Source organism: Ensifer sp. ENS10, assembly GCF_014852025.1.
Classification (GTDB): domain Bacteria; phylum Pseudomonadota; class Alphaproteobacteria; order Rhizobiales; family Rhizobiaceae; genus Ensifer.
Map to the genome: position 1 here is coordinate 114,751 of NZ_JACVAS010000005.1, position 16,556 is coordinate 131,306.

The window sequence follows — 16,556 nt, forward strand, 5'->3', positions numbered from 1 at the left end:
AGACCTACGGATAGACCATGACCAAGAAAGTACTTCTCGTCGGCGAGAGCTGGGTTAGCTCCGCCACCCACTACAAGGGTTTCGACCAGTTCGGCAGCGTCACCTTTCATCTCGGGGCGGAACCGCTCGTCAAGGTGCTGAAGGGCAGCGAATTCGAGCTGACCTACATGACCGCGCACGACGCGGTCGAACAGTTCCCCTATGAGATGGCCGGCCTCGACGCCTACGACGCCATCATCCTGTCGGACATCGGCGCCAACTCGCTGTTGCTGCCGCCGGCCGTTTGGCTGCACTCCCGCACCGTTCCGAACCGGCTGAAGCTGATCAAGGCCTGGGTGGAAAAAGGCGGCGCATTGCTGATGGTCGGCGGCTACTTCTCCTTCCAGGGCATCGACGGCAAGGCGCGCTGGCGCCGTACGGCGGTCGAAGACACGCTTCCCGTCACCTGCCTTCCCTATGACGACCGCGTCGAAATCCCGGAAGGTGCTGTTGCCGACGTCGTCAAGCCGGATCATCCGACCATGGCGGGGCTTTCGGGCGACTGGCCGCTGCTTCTCGGCGTCAACGAAGTGGAGGTGCGCCCGGGCGCGGAGGTCATCGCCCGTCTTCCGGCAGACCAGGGCGGCCACCCGCTGCTCGTCCTTGGCAGCTTCGGCAAGGGCCGCACCGCCGCCTGGACGTCCGATATCGGCCCGCACTGGCTGTCGCCGGCATTCTGCGAGTGGGAGGGCTACGGCCGCCTCTGGAAGAACATCCTCGGATGGATGACGGAGACGGCGCGCTAGGCACGGCAAAGCGCGCTGGGTTGAAAACTCAGCGCGCGGCGAGGATCGCCGTCAGTTGCTCGACCGAGGGGAACGCCGAGCGGGTGCCCGGGCGGCTGACGGTGATGGCGGCAGCCCGCGTCGCATGTTCGATGGCCGTCTTGTCGAGGCCGCTGCCACGCAGTGCCGCGGATGCCAGCGCCACCGCCATGAACGTGTCGCCGGCACCTGTCGTGTCGACGACGTCGCATTCGACGGCAGCAACACGGACGCTGCCCTCGGCTGTGACAAGCATGGCGCCGTTGCCGCCGAAGGTCAGGACGACTTCGCGAACGCCAGCCGCAAGCAACTTGCGGGCAGCCTCTTCGCCACGTGTGCCGGTCATTGCCTGCGCCTCGCCCTCATTGAGAAAGGCGATGTCGGTCAAAGGCCACAGGTTGCTGAAATAGGGACGCAAGGGAGACGGATTGAAGGCAGTAGTCATTCGGCGGGTGCGAGCGGCCTCAAGCACGCCTCGGGTCGTCTCGTCGGACAGATTGCCCTGGAGCACCGCGAGGTCTCCGGGAGCGGCATTGGCAAAGGGCGCGATGGCATCGGCAAGCGTTAGGTTTTGCGCGCAGTCGGTCGTGGTGATGTTGACGTTTTCGCCATCCGGTGTGGTCAGCACGATCGAGAAGTCGGTGGACTTCCCGGGGATGGGCACAAGGCTGCTGACGACCGGTTCGCTCGCCAGGTGCTGGCGGATCATGTCGGCGCGAAAGCCGTCGCCGAAAGCGGCAACAAGGCTCGTCGACAGGCCCGTCCGGGCCATCACGACCGCCTGGTTCGCGCCCTTGCCACCAAGATCCCGGGATCGCTGGCTGCCATGGATCGATGCGCCCGCGGCCGGCATTTCCGACACGGCGATGGTCTCGTCCACCGTCACATTACCGATTACGTAAGCGTGCATGAACATACCTTCGAAAGGGAGAGAAATGCAGGAAATATCTGACAAGTCCTCAAGCGCCATAAGGGAAATATTCGGGACTGACAAGGTTCTGATCGGCATGATCCATTGCCCGGCCTTCCCCGGTGCGCCGCGCTATCGGGGCGCCGATATGTCGACCATCTACGATGCCTGCATGCGTGATGCCGAGGCGCTGGTCGAGGGTGGCCTGCATGGCCTGATGATGGAAAATCATGGCGACGTGCCCTTCTCCAAACCGGAAGATATCGGCCACGAAACGGCAGCCTTCATGTCCGTCGTCACCGACCGGATCGCGCGGGCCACCGGTGTGCCGCTCGGCATCAACGTCCTTGCCAATGCGCCGATCCCGGCCTTTGCGATCGCCATGGCCGGCGGCGCCAGGTTCATCCGCGTCAACCAGTGGGCCAATGCCTATGTCGCCAATGAAGGCTTCATGGAGGGCCGTGCGGCAGAAGCAATGCGATATCGTTCGCTGCTGCGCGCCGAGCACATCAAGGTCTTTGCCGACAGCCACGTGAAGCATGGCGCTCACGCGATCGTCGCCGACCGGTCGATCCAGGAACTGACGCGTGACCTCGCCTTCTTCGATGCCGACGGCGTGATCGCCACCGGTCAGCGCACCGGCAACACGGCAACCATAGAGGAAATCGAAGAGATCGGCTCGGCCACGCATCTGCCGCTTCTGGTCGGCTCGGGCGTGACCAAGGACAACATCGTCGAAATACTCAAGCGCACCAACGGCGTGATCGTTGCCTCGTCGCTGAAGCAGGGCGGGGTCTGGTGGAACCCGGTCGACATCGAGCGGGTCAAAGCTTTCCGCGCCGCCGCAGAACCGGCGCTGGAGGCATGACGATGGCGGCTGAAACGCTTTCGGAACAGATCCTGCGGGAAAACGCTGCCGTCTTCGAAGCCATGGTGAACCATCGCTTCGTCGACGACATCGTGCTGGAGCGCCTGTCCGCGCAAGTTTTCGAACGCTATCTCGTCTATGAGGGTGCCTTCGTCGAAACCGCGATCTCGATCTTCGCCTTTGCGACGGCGAAGGCCGAGACGATCGTACAGAAGCGCTGGCTGATCGCCGTTCTGGATGCGCTCGCCAACCAGCAGATTGCCTATTTCGAACGGATTTTTGCCGAGCGCAGCATCGATCCCGGCGCCTACGATCTCAATGTTGCCGAGGTCGAGGCTTTCCGAACGGGCATGCTGGATATCGCCCGCAACGGAGGCTTCTTCGATACCGTCGCCGCCATGTTCGCCGCGGAATGGATGTACTGGACCTGGTCGAAAAGGGCTGCGCAAGCAAACATTGCCGATCCGCATCTGAAAGAATGGGTCGAAATGCATGCGGATGATGATTTCGCGGCGCAGGCGAAGTGGCTGAGGCAAGAGCTCGACGCCGCCGGCGACACGCTCGAGGTTTCCGAGCGCAAACGTCTGAGCGCTATCTTCGGGCGCGCACAGCAACTGGAAATCGCCTTTCATGATGCAGCCTACGGCTGATCGGGACGACCTGTCAGGAGCCGACCATGACCTCTCGCATCGAAATTGACGGCAAGCGACTGCTGCAGCGCCTCGATGACTTCGCAAGGATCGGGGCGACGCCTGCCGGCGGCGTCAACCGACAGGCCCTGTCGGCCGAAGATCGCACCTCAAGGCGCCTTCTGGCCGAGCGCGCGCTCGCGCGCGGTTTTCGCGTGTTTCAGGATCCGATGGCGAACCTGTTCATCCGGCGCGAAGGCCGCTTTCCCGAAAAGCCCCCCTTCGTCATTGGCAGCCACCTCGACAGCCAGCCGACCGGCGGACGCTTCGATGGCGCTCTGGGAACCCTTTCGGCCTTCGAGGTGATGGAAAGCCTTGAGGATGCCGGGATCGAAACGGATCTGCCGATCGAGGTTGTTGCCTGGACCAACGAAGAAGGAAGCCGGTTCCAACCGGGGACCATGGGTTCCATGGCCTTCGCCGCGGCCACGATCCCTGACGCCTGGTCCGATCTTCGCGGTCGCGACGGCGCCCGGTTCGTCGAGGAGTTGAAGGCAACGCTGCACGCCTTGCCGGAGGCCGAAATGCGTCCACTCGGTTTCCCGATCTCCGGCTATATCGAACTTCATATCGAGCAGGGTCCGTCGCTCGAACAGGAAAACACCCCGATCGGCATCGTCTACGGCATCCAGGGTACGCGGTGGCTGGAGGTGACGATCAGGGGCCAGGCAGCGCATGCCGGCACGACGGCACTCGAGTTCCGTCGCGATCCCATGGCGGCCGCCATAGCCGCGCTCGAACCGCTCTACAAGGGCACGATGCCGGGCGATCCGCGCGTCCGTTTCACCGTCGGCCGGTTTGCGGTCGAGCCGGGTTCGGTGAATGCCATTCCGGGCTTGGTGACGTTCACCATCGACCTCAGGCATCCGGAAACTACGGTCATCGACGCGTTGGAAAACCAGATCCGGCGCGCCTGCGACAACGCTGCCGCAGCCGCCGGCTGCCGGAGCGAGTTGAGGCAGATCTTCGACATGCCGCCGGCTGCCTTTTCGGAAGACCTGCTGGCCGGCCTCGATCGCGCCGCCGCGTCGCTCGGATTGAAGACCAAGCGCATGCTCTCCGGCGCCTTCCACGATGCCTTGTTCGTCAGTCGTGTTGCGCCGGCGGCCATGATCTTCGTGCCTTGCCGCGATGGGCTTAGCCACAACGAGGCCGAATATGTCGAGCAAGAGCACTCCGTAACAGGTGCGCGCATGCTGCTTGCAGCCGCCATGGAAGCGATTGTCCTAAGCGCATGACGGTCGGGGCAAGATCAGTGACCCGAGTGATGGTGAGGCAGCCGAGCCGCGCCTCCATTCACCGCGCAGCCCTTTCTGACTGACCAAAAGCGCGCGAACAGCGGCCTCGCACCGCCAGAACGCTCGGGTCCCAACATTTCAGCCGGGACGAACGAGGCAGCCTAGTCTTGGGGTAAACAGTAACTCCCGACGTGTTGCAACCATCATCGCGCCGCCTGTTGAGCATCCGACGTCCGCCAGAATGGGCGCTTGATTTCCACGAGCTGGCGTCGGGGGTCACCGGCCTTGGCTCTGTCGCGGATCAGCGCAACCAGGTCTGTCTTGATCGTAGCGTCGGACAAGAAATAGCTGTGGCCGATAAAGCCGCTGCCGCCGGAATACTCGACGAAATCGACCAGCCCTCCCATGTGCAATCCTGCCCATTTGGACGCCGCCTCGCCCCTGTCACTGGGAAGGTTGCCGACGGCGAGCTGACCAAGCCGCAACGCGCTGCCGGAGATCAGCGTCGAGGCTTTCAACGCCTCATCCCTTGGAGACGAATAGACCGTAAGGTGCATGGAGCCTTGCGAGGGCAATGCGCTTGGGGTCGATTTGCTTCCGAAGGCAAGGTCCGGGTCAGAGACCCAGGCAAACAACTTGGAAGACGCGACATCGAGATCGATATCGGGAGCGAAAAACACAGCATTCGCGATCTTGTACCGCTGCCAAAGCGAGGATCGGCTGACATACGCTTCGATGGCAAGCTGCTGGACGACACTCGCCAGCACGTCGGTTCCACGGCTATGGGCCAGGAGGTGAAGCCTCTCGACACCCTTCGTTCCGGCGATGACGCGAACGGCCTTCTTGAAGTCCGCAACCGCAAACTCGCTCGACTCGCGGTCAATGTTGTAGCCAAAGAACGAACCGCCGGCGCCTCCGGCGGGCCATGTCAGGACAATGCAGACAAACTGGTTTTGCAGCGATCGGCAAATCTCGTCGGTGGCGAGTGCCGCATCTTCGAAGCTGTTGTTGTATCCGTGAACGAAGACGACGACTTCCTTGCGTTCGGCCGCTGCGAGACGCCGGCCAATTTGAGCCTGCAGCGACGCGACGGCCTGTTCATGCGCCGCGACCGCCTGCGGAGTGCGGCGTAGTCCGTTCGCCGTCGCGACGACGCCGTAGGGCGTTGCCGGAAACCGGCCGGCCTCGGAAACGGCGTCGACCCGGAATTCTTTCCTCCCGGCAGAAGCGTAGCGTCTTGGGGCGATCGATACCGATCCGAAGCTCAAGTAGATCGCCCGCTTTGCACTGTAGGACAGCCGGTTGCCGGAATCGGCGGTCGGCTCTCTGTCGGTGATGTACAGGAGGTCTTGTGCCCCGGACCCTTGTTGCGTTCGAACAGGCTGGCCGCCTTGCAACGTCGGTGATGTGGCAACGGGCTGCGCTGTGACCTCGGCCCGCTGCGCGGCACAGCCGACAAAGCAGGCAAGCATAAAGAGGGCCGCCATTGCCCGACAGATATCCATCTAGAGACCGGCCTTGTCCAACCCGTAAGCCTTGTCGGCGGAACCAGGAACGGCGCGGGCCGCGACACTGATGCGGTTCCAGGCATTGATCGCCATGATCCGGAACGTGAGATCGGAAATCTCCTGCTCGGACAGTTCACCCCTCACTCTGTCGTAAACTTCATCGGGAACGCCACCGTCGGCGAGCTTCGTCAGCGCCTCCGTCCAGGCAAGCGCGGCCCGCTCTCGCTGCGAGAACAAGGTGGACTCACGCCAGGCCGAGATATGGAACAGGCGCAGCGGCCGCTCGCCATGGATGATCGCTTCTTTGGCATGCATATCGATGCAGAACGTACATCCGTTCATCTGGGACGCCCGCATGTCGACGAGGATGAGTATCGTCTCTTCGATCGAGCCATTCCTGATCTCGTTGCCGAGCGCCATCATGGCTTTGACCATGCCGGGCGAAAGCTTGGAATAATTGAACCGCTGGGTCATGTTGCTTCGTCCTCCGCCTGACATAACCGACCGTTATGGTCGCTTGTTATCGTGCCGGAAGCGCGCCGCGTGCGGCAGCTATACATCCGTTTATGCGCCGCACGATCGCGGGCCGCCCGCCTCCAGCAGGTCAGATTGAAAACGAGGGCCTTCGGGATATAATGCGGCCATCCATTCACCAAGGCTGCCGGTCCGCCGCCGAGCTTCGGCGTGAAGTCCTTTTCTTGACCGTCGTCTTCTGCGGAGCGACAGATGTCCAACGACGACGGACTAAGGAAAGACGCCGCCTTTCGCGAACATACTCGCAACAGCGCCGAGTTCGCGCTTGACCTTCTCGACAACGTCCCCGGCCACATGTGGTCGATGGATCCGGCCGGCCGGTTCATCTATCGCAACCGAAGCATGGACGCATATTTCGGCAATGGCCTGCAAGACCACGGTGCGTGGCTTGAACGCATCCACAAGGACGATCAGCGATTTGTGGCGACGACCTGGCGGCGGAGCATGGACGCCGGCGAGCCGTTTGACAGCGCGCACCGTCTGCGTGGCGCGGACGGCGCGTTTCGCTGGTTTCGCGCGTCGGGCAGACCGTCAAGGGACGCACACGGTCGCGTTACGGTCTGGCATGGGCAGACCATCGACATCGAGCACCAGAAGAAGGCCGAGGAGAGCCTGCGTGCTCGCTCGGTCGAGCTATCCTTGCTGGTCGACATGGTTCCGAGCAATCTTTGGCGCCTGACACCCGACGGCACCACTACGCTCGTCAACCGGCGCATGGCGGACTATCTGGGTCTTGATCTCTCAAACGTGAGTGACGTTGCATCCGTCATGGATACGATTTTCCATCCGGACGACGCGGACGCTGTTTATGCAGAGCTCACCCGCTGCCTTGCGACCGGGGAGCGATTTTCGATGCGGTACCGGTTGCTTCGGGCAGACGGCGTCTATCGCTGGATGTCCGGCCGTGCGGAGCCCATGCGGGATCAGGACGGCAACATCGTCCAGTGGTTCGGCCTTTGCCACGATATCGAGGATCAGGTGCAAACAACGGCTGCCTTGCGCCGTTCGGCCGAGAAGCTTGCGCGGGCGACCCAGGCGGCCAATCTGTCGCAGCTTTCCGCTTCAATCGCACACGAGGTCAACCAGCCGCTGGCGGCGATCGCCGCCGACGCTGACGCATGCCTGCGCTGGCTTTCGGCCGAGCCTGCGAACATCGAGCGCGGCAAGCGCGCAGCAGAGCGCATCACCCTGGACGTTGCGGCGGCCGTCGAGGTTGTCAGCCGCATCCGAGCGCTTTTCAAACACCAGCCGCAGTCACGGGCGGTCGAAGACGTGAACCGCCTCGTTTACGAGGTGCTTGATCTGATGTCAGATGAGATCGCTGCAACGACGACCCGCATCGACCTGGTTTTGGACCAGCATCTTCCCAAAGTGGCGCTCGATCGGGTTCAGGTTCAGCAGGTCCTGGTAAACCTCATCCGCAACGGCATCCAGGCCATGGACACGACGAACCCCCTGCGTTCACTGAAGATCGTGTCCAGCCACGATCACCTCGACACCATCAGGATCTCGGTCGAGGACACCGGAAGCGGATTCAAGGATCCGGAGCGCGTGTTCGAACCGTTCTTTACGACGAAGGGCAACGGCATGGGCATGGGACTGCCGATTTGCCGATCGATCGTGGAAGCCCATGGCGGGAAGCTATGGGTGGCCAACAACGAGACATTGGGCGCCACGGTCACCTTCGCTCTGCCCGTCGCCTCGGCGACCTAGGATATCAACCTAAGCCGGCGAATTGGGGAGGCGGCCGACCAGGCGACGTCCGTTGAAGGCGCGGGCGACGACGGACACGGCAAGGGCCCAGGCAGCAATCGTCATGCTGACGCAGACCGCCGCGAGGCTTGCATACCCCGACGCTGCAATCACGGCCCCTGTAAAGACTGGCCCGGCGGCAAATCCGAGCAGATACGCCGATCCGGCTGCGGCCGCCCAGCGCCCGCTTTGGTCCAGCGCTGCGGCCAGGCCGAAAAGATACGGCAGTGAAAAGTAGTAAAGGACGGCGGAGACGATGACCGCAACACTGTAAGCAACCGCGTTCTCCCAGAGACAAAGGACGAGCGTCACCACCACGTAGCCAAGGCAGAATGCGGAGATCGGGATCGTTCGTCCCCAGCGAACGTTCAGTGCCGTCGCCGCGCCCGCCCCGGCAAGGCCAACTATGGTCGACAGGGTGAGGATGTATCCGACCGCGGCCGTGTCCAGACCGATGCGCTCGCCCATCGGTCCGCTGAAGGCAAAGAGACCGGCGGAGACCGCGACGTAAAGAACAATCGCAGCAAACAGCAGGCTTCCGAAAAGCGGCACAGACGGTGGCGTCCGGGTGACCGGATGCTTCAGGGTCTTGAGATCCGGCATGAGAAGAAGAAGCGGAGAAAAGGCCAGCGTCAAACCCGCCAACAGCGCAAAAATCCCTCGGTGGCCATAGGCTGCTGTCACCTCGCCACCGATGCCAAACAGCGCCACGCTGCCGATTGCCCAGACGAGTTGGAACAGACCGAAGATCCTTTCGGGATTGCGGCAATGCGACGCGACAAGGCTGAGTGACATGGCATAGAGCGCTCCCTCACCGATGCCCGCAATGCCGCGCAACAAGACCAGCGAAGTCCATCCGTCCGGTACGACAGAGGCGGCCTGGGCCGCCATGGTCACGACAAGCGCAGACATCCCGGCGCGCCGGCAGGATAGTCGCGGCAGCACTGGCGCGACGAGGATAGCGGTGACGGCCAGCGCCAGGAGTTCGACCGACGCGATAATACCGGCGTCGCGCTCGGACAGCGCAAGACCGTCAATCAGTCCCGCGACCACAAAAGGCGACATTTGCGGAACGAGGCCACCGATCACCTGGCAGGCTGTTGCACCGACCACAAGTGAAAGCGGGTCGCGAGACGCAGCGGGTTCGATTGAAAGTTTGGCCATGGCCCGGTCCCCCGACCGTTTCCTGTTCGTCGAAATAACCTTGGCATTTCATATCATGTGCGCCGGCGATTTGCCGGCACGGGCCGGGTTTCTGTCGAACATCAAGTCTGCGCGAACCAGCCTCTGCGAGCTTCGAGACGGTCGCCGGCTGCCATTTCCATCATGACCGATGAAGACGTGGATCGTAAACCTTGGATTCTCTCTTTGCTTCGAGCGCGTGGCCGCACCCGAGACAAAGGCGTCGGGGCCGGTGCGCGTCTCGTCGCCGCATCGACCCCGACGGAAAGATCTTAGGCTGACGCCTGAGGTTGTTGGGCATTCCATGTCCTGAAGTCGAGTTGACCCAGCTTGGCGGATCCGAGAGGAACCAGTGACTGATCGTCGACGCGCGTGCCGAAGTACTTGGCGTCCGGGTCGGCAACAACCTTTCGGCCATCGCCGACAGCTGCCAGATACTCGGAAATGAATTCGCTCATGGGCTTCTTTTCGGGCCCGGCGATTTCGATCGTCTGGTTTTCAGGCTTGCCGATCGTCGCTTCTGCGACGAAGGTCGCGACGTCGTCTGCGGCGATCGGCTGGAACGCGCCGGACGAGACCCTGGCGGTCCTGTCGACCGTTGCCTCATCGGCAATGCCGCCGAGGAACTCCAGGAACTGCGTCGACCTTACGATGGTGTACGGAACGCCACCTTTCTTGATCAGGGTCTCCTGTGCGACTTTGGCGCGGAAATAGCCATTGTCGGGCGACCGTTCGATACCGACGATGGAAAGTGCGACGTGGTGTCCGACACCGGCCGCCCGCTCCGCCGCAAGCAGGTTCGAGGTCGACCGTTCGAAGAACGAAAGCACGGCGCTCGGTTCGAAGGATGGCGAGTTGCTGACGTCGAGCACCACCTGAGCGCCGGCAAGCACCTCGGCCAATCCTTCACCAGTCAGTGTATCGACGCCCGTGGACGGCGCCGATTGCACGACGTCGTGGCCCTTGCTTCTGAGGCGCTCTGCGACTTTTGACCCGATGCGGCCGGTCCCGCCGATAATGACGATTTTCATGGTTCTGCTCCTTGCAAGCTCGTCTATGGATCACCGTGTTTGAATGGGAAGAAGGGCTTTACTTTGCAGGCAGCACCATCTTCGTTTCGGTCGTATCGAGAACGAAAACAGCCAGGATCTTCGCCGGCTCGCTATCGCTGGCGTTCGCGCTTACGCGGTGATGATCGCCTGGGACTTCGATCCAGTTCTCGCCGGTCTTGTAGACATTCACCGCACCGTCGTTGATCTGGCTCTTGATGCTGCCCTCGATCACCGTCGCATAGATAAAAGCGCTCTTGGGGTGGGTATGTGACGGGTTGTGGCCCCCCGGGCCGTACTCGACCAGAACGCCGCGCATGCTCTTGCCCGGCACATTCGGAAGGGCGTGGTCGAACACCACTGTGACCTTGGCATTATAGGGCTCGTCGGAGGCCGCTACCGGTCCGGTGATCAGCGTCGCAAACAGCAAGCCAATCGCTAGTTTTCGCATGGATTTCTCCTCCATTCACGTTGTTGGCAATGCGTGGGATCGTATGGCCGGCCTCCGGAGAGAAACAGATATACGTAGGTTTGCCGCAGCGGCGATTTTGTCTCAGCAGAAGTTGTGCCCGCGTGCGAACTGCCGCGTCTCCGCTTCAACCGTTCGCGCTTTCACGCTGGCTTCGAAAGATGGATCGGATCGCATGAAGCAGGTCCAGCTTGCGTCGCTCGCGCTGGTTCGCTGGCAATTCCGAACTTGCTCCGATCGCCTCCCGTTGCGCCAGGTGGATTGCCAGATCCTCCGCAATTTCCGGGCGCTTCGACAAAAGCGGCGCGAATGCTGCCTGATCTACTTCATAGACCGTAAGGCGGGTGACGGCATGGAGGTCGTGTTTCTCCTTCACTCCTGCCAACAGGCCGTCCTCGCCGAAGAAATCACCGGGGGCCAGGCGCGCGATTTCCACATCGCCGCTCTTCATCGCCACCACGCCGTTCTTGATCATCATCAGGCTTTCGAGCGACCGGCCTTCTCTGACAATTTCGGCCCCGGCGGCAAAGCTGCGCGGCGTCGCCGCGGCCGCAAGCGTATCGCGTTCTTCCTGGCTGAGATTGGAGAAGATCGGGATCGCGTCGATCAGGTCCTGTGCCGGCGCGACGGCGTGCTGCGGGTCGGACATGCGAAGGTCCTGCATCAGCGGGCTCTCGGCAGGCAGGGCCAGTTGCACACCATGCGCCCTGCAATGCCGATAGACCAGGTCGATGATTTCGTTGCGCGCTGGGCCGCGCTGCGCCGGGCTGGTGACCCGAAACTGGAGCTCCACCGTGATCGCGCTGGCATCGATCCCCACAAGCCCGACGGTTGGAGCCGGCTGCTTCACGATCGCGTTGCAACTGTCGAGGACAGCATGCATCACGTCGACGATCATGTGCGGCATGCGGGTTGGAGCCACGCGAACCGACACGACGATCTGGTGGTTCTCGTCGGGCTGGCTGATGTTGGTCAGCCCCACCTTTGCCAGGACACTGTTGGGCAGGACCACGAGATTGTGGGCCGCGGTCAGCAGATGCGTCGACCGCCAGTTGCTTGAGACCACCCGGCCTTCCGTTCCGTCACTGAGACAGATCCAATCACCAAGGACATAAGGGCGACCGAGGGTCAGCGCTATGCCCGAGAAGACGTCACCCAAAGTGCTCTGCAACGCGAGGCCGAGAATGATCGCAATGACGCCCGACGTCGCCAGCAGGCCCCCTATTGGCACACCGAAGACGAATGCCAGGGTAGAGAGCAGCACGCCGAGATAGACGACGGCGACCACCAGATCCTGGATCAGTCGCGCTTCCCGCGGCCGTCCGTCGAGGACAAGGTAAAGCCGGACGAACCCGATCACCGCCCAGGAGAGATGAACCCACCAGAGCGTCTTTGCCGTCACGAGCAGTGTCTGCGCGCCATCGAGACCGGTCCGGTCGTAGCGAAACGGATTGAGGCCGCTGCAGGCGAGCGCTGCCGTCATCGATGCGAAGAAGGCGATCTGCACGACCAGCCGCGCCGTTGGGCGCGCCCTGCCCTGCAGATGCCAGACGACAATTCCGGCGATGCCCAGAATACAGACGAGGACGGGAAACAATTGCGTTTGCTGGTCCATTTCCACTCCCGTGGCGAGGCAGCGTTTCTCCCTCCGCTACGGCCGGCTAGCGGCACCTTGCTCTGAAAAGGACAAGGGCGAACCCGCCCTTGTCGCCATGCACGCGAACCGATGGTTCTTGCGCGCCATTCGCTCAGTTGGAGACGTCAGTAGTCCCAGAATACCGGAACCCACCGGAAGCGATCGCCATCGATCGCCACATGTCCGACGGACGGGAAAGGCAGGTGCGTGGCCACCAGCGACGATCCTGTCTCGGCCAGTTCCTTCATGAGACGCACCCGAACGCGAGCAGCCTCCTCGGGGTCGTGCTCAAAGCCGTTGTACCAGTCGGGATGGTCGAAGGCGACGGCGAACAGGGCATCGCCGGCAAACATCAGCCGGTCGCCTCCCGAGGCCACGCGGACCACGCAGTGCCCGGGCGTATGGCCGCCCGTGCGCTGCGCAACCACGCCCGGCGCGACCTCGCACTCGTCCTCGAACGGTCGAAGATGGTTGCGATACTCGTTCGCGAAGCGCTTGGCAGTTGCCCGGAGCGCGTCCGGGAAACCCTGCGGCATGACCGCGTGCGAGAAATCCGGCGATTCCCAGAATTTGATCTCGGCGGCCGCCACGTGGATCCGCAAATCCGGGCGCAGTTGCTCCTTCACGCCATCGACGAGCAGTCCGCCAATGTGGTCCATGTGCATGTGGGTAAGAACCACGTCGGTCACTGCTGCGAGATCGATACCCGCAGCCTCCAGGCGCCTGATCAACTGACCCGCCCGAGGCAGGTTCAAGTCCGGATCCATGCCGAGCCCGGCGTCGATGAGAATGGTTTGGGCACCGCTTCGCACCACGACCACGTTCAGCGACCAGTCGAAAGCATCCTGCGGCAAGAACATGTCTCCAAGCCAGGCTGCCCGATCGGCCGGGTCGGCATTGTGTCCCAACATCGTGGTTGGCAAGGGCAGCACCCCATCGCTGACCACCAGCACCTCTATGTCACCGACCCGCACCGCGTAGCGCGATGGAACCAGCTCTTCTGGAGCCGACCGACCGGGCGGCGCGGGCTCCAAAGTCGTGTTCGTATGGGATCTTGCTTCTAGCGGCGACATGACGCCCTCCTGTTTGCCTGATCGAAGAGTACTGTTCACAGTTCACGGCTTGGACTCTAGGTTCGAGCGATGTTGACGGTCGAGCTATACCTGGGTTTAGGGCGGCCCGTTCGGTCAACGGTCGGGGTGCGTGTGGCGTGCTTTGGCTCGCCTGGCGAATCCGACCTTGATGGCCACGAGCACGGGCGCTGCGACGACGAACAGCAGCGCCACGGCAGTGAACGCCGTGTCGAAGGCGATCACGATTGACTGTCCGGTGACTGCGCGGCCGAGAAGCGCCATCGCGGCTCGGCTGGCGGGAACAGCATCCATGCCACGCGCCGCGAGCATGGCTGTCGTGCCGGCCAGACGTTCGATGACAGCCTGACCTCCCGCATTGACGCTTGATCCAAGAACCGCGACGTTTGCGGCGACGTTATGGTCGATAAGGGTCTGAAGCCCGGCAACGCCGACAAGACCGCCGAACTGGCGCCCGGTGTTGAACAGTCCAATGCCGGAGGCGAGGTTTCGCCTGTCGAGATTGGTAAAGGCAATCAGCGTGATCGACAGGAACAGGAAACCAAGGCCGAGGCCGCGCAAAAGGATCGCAGCCATCATGTCGGCGGCACCGCTTTCACTGGTCGAGCCGGACAGCATCCACATGGCCACCGTGATCATCAAGATACCGAAGGGCACGGTCGCGAACGGAGGAAGCCGACGGACCTGCATGAGAAAGGCGGCAAAAAGCAAGGCCCCGACGAAGAGGGTACCGCTCGGCAGGAGCAGCAGGCCCGCATCGGTCGGCGTGAAAGCAAGAACGGAGACGGCAAAAGACGGGATCAGGAACGCGCTGCCAAACAGCGCCGCTCCGGCGACAAAACTGACGATGAAGGCGAAGGCGAAATCGTCCGATCTGAACACGGTAAAATCGAGGAGGCCGGTGCCCTTGCGCAGCACCTGCTGCCCGAGAAACAAGAATAGCGAGGCCACGCCGACCACCGAGAGCCAAAGGATGCGCGGCTGTTCAAACCAGTCCCAGCGGCTTCCCTGGCTGAAGACATAGGTGAAGCAGAAAAGTGCCAGCGAGACGAGCGTAATCCCGACCCAATCAAATGGACGTTGCCTCGTCATGAAGGGTGTCGGATCGTCAACCATCAAGAGGAGCCCGGTAGCGCCGAGAGACAGGACGACGTTGCAGTAGAAGATCCAGATCCAGGACTGGCTGTCGAGCAGCCACCCCTGAAGTGTCGGAGCGAGCGTTGCGGGCGCGACCACCGCGCCCATTGCAAACAGCGCCTGAAGGATTGGTTGATGGGCGCTCCGAAAAGCAAAGAAGATGGTGGCCTGCCCTGCAACGAGCAGGACCCCGCCGGCAAGCCCCTGAACGATCCGGAGGGCAATCAAAAGATCCAGCGACGTCGTCGCGGACGCCATCCCGGACGCAAGCCCCATGATGAGCGTCGATCCGATCACGAGACTGAGCGGACGGATGCGGGTCAGCATCGAAGCGGCGACCATGAAGCCGATGAGCTTGAAGGCGGTATAACCGACGTCGAGCCAGGCGAACTCGTCCGGAGTGGCGTAGATATCACCGATGATATCGCCGCGTCCGAGCGAAAGAACGGTGCTTGCAATCGCCTCCGTCAGTGCCGCCAGCACGATACCTATGACGAGCAACACTCCGGACGCAGACGTGTCGCGGTTCCTGGTAATGGCTACGTGCCTGGTCATGACCCGCTCCTGAGATCAACGTCCACCCTTGCGGACAGACCTGGCACCAGCCGCCCAGTCAAAGGGTTGTTGGCAAACCGGATCTTGACCGGGACCCGCTGGACGACGCGCACGAAGTTGCCGGTTGCATTGTCTGACGGCAGCAGGCTGAAGGCTGAGCCGCTGCCCGGCGCGAAGCTGTCGACTGTGCCGTCAAGCGTCTGACCCGGATAGCTGTCTATAGTGATGCGAACGCTCTGCCCCGGCTGGATGTGTTCAAGCTGCGTTTCCTTGAAATTGGCAACAACCCACACATCGTCGACCGGAACGATATCGAGCAGGGTGGTGCCAGGCGCGACGAACCGGCCGACGCGAACCTGGCGGTTGCCGATAACCCCACCGACCGGGGCGCGGACGGTCGTGCTCTCCAGATCGATCTGAGAAAGGTCGCGCGCCGCTTCTGCCTGTGCCACGGCCGCGACGGCGGCTTCACGCTGCGCCGCGAGCACGGTGATGCGTTGCTTCTGCGCCTCGATCGTCGCAGAGGCCGCAGATACGCCTGCCTCCGTTTTCGATCGCGCCGCTTCGCTTTCGTCGACATGCGCCTGACTGATGGTGTTGCTGCGGATCAGTTCGCGCCGGCGTTCATATGCCTTGGCCGCAAGATTCATCTCTGCGATGGCCGATAGCTTCTGGGCTTCGGCCTGACGAATAAGGGCGTGCTGGAGCTCAGTCTCCGCATCGACGTTGACAAGCCGAGCCTTTGCAGCTTCGACATTGGCCGCCGCTTGCGCAAGGCGAGCGCGATAGTCCCTGTCATCGATCCGGAAAAGCACTTCGCCCGCCCGAACGCTCTGGTTGTCCTGGACCTCGACGGCCACGACGTAGCCGGCAACCTTTGGTGCAAGCGAGGTGACATCGCCACGAACATAGGCGTTATCCGTCGACGCCTCACTGCCCGGACGGGCCCAGGCCCAGCCGCCTGCGACGGCCACCACGGCGCCGAGGCAAAGCAACACGCCGAGTTTCTTCTTCTTGCTGGATCGCTTCGGAGCGCCGCCGACTGAGGCGGTGCCGGTGGCGGCGGCAATCTTGTCTTCGAGCGTATCCATTGTCCCAGTCCCTGTTGGGTTTCGTGGCGTCGTCACGGCAAATG

15 protein-coding genes are annotated in these 16,556 nt (G+C 62.4%); 5 read left to right on the forward strand and 10 right to left on the reverse strand.

Features of this window, described 5'->3' with window-relative positions; translation table 11 throughout:
- Positions 1-17: 17 nt before the first annotated feature.
- Positions 18-785, forward strand: coding sequence for a glutamine amidotransferase (locus IB265_RS18910; RefSeq protein WP_057248346.1), 768 nt, complete (start codon positions 18-20; stop codon positions 783-785).
- 28 nt (positions 786-813) lie between these two features.
- On the opposite strand, the gene IB265_RS18915 is transcribed toward IB265_RS18910, so the two are convergent.
- Positions 814-1,713: a ribokinase gene (locus tag IB265_RS18915; protein ID WP_192495006.1), complete on the reverse strand. Its 900-nt coding sequence runs from the start codon at positions 1,711-1,713 to the stop codon at positions 814-816.
- Between the two features lie 25 nt (positions 1,714-1,738).
- Between IB265_RS18915 and IB265_RS18920 the strand changes: the two genes are divergently transcribed.
- The 3 genes from IB265_RS18920 to IB265_RS18930 are packed head-to-tail and all read left to right on the forward strand — an operon-like array spanning position 1,739 to position 4,508.
- Entirely contained in the window at positions 1,739-2,581 is an 843-nt protein-coding gene (locus IB265_RS18920) for a BtpA/SgcQ family protein (RefSeq protein ID WP_192495007.1), read from the forward strand.
- 2 nt (positions 2,582-2,583) lie between these two features.
- Positions 2,584-3,231 carry a TenA family protein gene (locus tag IB265_RS18925; RefSeq protein ID WP_192495008.1) on the forward strand — a complete coding sequence of 216 codons (648 nt, stop codon included), beginning with the start codon at positions 2,584-2,586 and terminating at the stop codon, positions 3,229-3,231.
- A gap of 26 nt (positions 3,232-3,257) precedes the next feature.
- On the forward strand, positions 3,258-4,508 hold the full coding sequence (locus IB265_RS18930) for a Zn-dependent hydrolase (protein ID WP_192495009.1): 1,251 nt from the start codon (positions 3,258-3,260) through the stop codon (positions 4,506-4,508).
- A 203-nt stretch (positions 4,509-4,711) separates the two neighbouring features.
- Here IB265_RS18930 and IB265_RS18935 read toward each other — a convergent pair whose 3' ends face one another.
- Both IB265_RS18935 and IB265_RS18940 read right to left on the reverse strand, forming a co-directional pair.
- Positions 4,712-6,013, reverse strand: coding sequence for an alpha/beta hydrolase (locus IB265_RS18935; RefSeq protein WP_192495010.1), 1,302 nt, complete (start codon positions 6,011-6,013; stop codon positions 4,712-4,714).
- Positions 6,014-6,490 (reverse strand): carboxymuconolactone decarboxylase family protein, encoded by a 477-nt coding sequence (locus IB265_RS18940; RefSeq protein ID WP_112996337.1) that lies wholly within the window; start codon positions 6,488-6,490, stop codon positions 6,014-6,016.
- Between the two features lie 252 nt (positions 6,491-6,742).
- Here IB265_RS18940 and IB265_RS18945 point away from each other — a divergent pair, with 252 nt between their 5' ends.
- Positions 6,743-8,263: a PAS domain-containing sensor histidine kinase gene (locus IB265_RS18945; RefSeq protein WP_112996338.1), complete on the forward strand. Its 1,521-nt coding sequence runs from the start codon at positions 6,743-6,745 to the stop codon at positions 8,261-8,263.
- A gap of 9 nt (positions 8,264-8,272) precedes the next feature.
- On the opposite strand, the gene IB265_RS18950 is transcribed toward IB265_RS18945, so the two are convergent.
- From IB265_RS18950 to IB265_RS18980, 7 genes are all read right to left on the reverse strand, one after another.
- Positions 8,273-9,466 carry an MFS transporter gene (locus IB265_RS18950; RefSeq protein ID WP_192495011.1) on the reverse strand — a complete coding sequence of 398 codons (1,194 nt, stop codon included), beginning with the start codon at positions 9,464-9,466 and terminating at the stop codon, positions 8,273-8,275.
- 290 nt (positions 9,467-9,756) lie between these two features.
- Positions 9,757-10,515: an SDR family oxidoreductase gene (locus IB265_RS18955; protein ID WP_192495012.1), complete on the reverse strand. Its 759-nt coding sequence runs from the start codon at positions 10,513-10,515 to the stop codon at positions 9,757-9,759.
- 58 nt (positions 10,516-10,573) lie between these two features.
- Entirely contained in the window at positions 10,574-10,984 is a 411-nt protein-coding gene (locus tag IB265_RS18960) for a cupin domain-containing protein (protein ID WP_192495013.1), read from the reverse strand.
- Positions 10,985-11,129: 145 nt separating this feature from the next.
- On the reverse strand, positions 11,130-12,617 hold the full coding sequence (locus tag IB265_RS18965) for a cyclic nucleotide-binding domain-containing protein (RefSeq protein WP_192495014.1): 1,488 nt from the start codon (positions 12,615-12,617) through the stop codon (positions 11,130-11,132).
- A gap of 146 nt (positions 12,618-12,763) precedes the next feature.
- On the reverse strand, positions 12,764-13,711 hold the full coding sequence (locus tag IB265_RS18970) for an MBL fold metallo-hydrolase (protein WP_057248354.1): 948 nt from the start codon (positions 13,709-13,711) through the stop codon (positions 12,764-12,766).
- Positions 13,712-13,825: 114 nt separating this feature from the next.
- Complete coding sequence (locus tag IB265_RS18975) at positions 13,826-15,421, reverse strand: MFS transporter (protein WP_192495015.1); 1,596 nt, start codon at positions 15,419-15,421, stop codon at positions 13,826-13,828.
- A complete protein-coding gene (locus IB265_RS18980) occupies positions 15,418-16,512 on the reverse strand; it encodes an HlyD family secretion protein (RefSeq protein ID WP_192495016.1) in 1,095 nt (364 codons plus the stop codon). Before IB265_RS18980 ends, IB265_RS18975 begins: the two co-directional genes overlap by 4 nt.
- Positions 16,513-16,556: the final 44 nt, after the last annotated feature.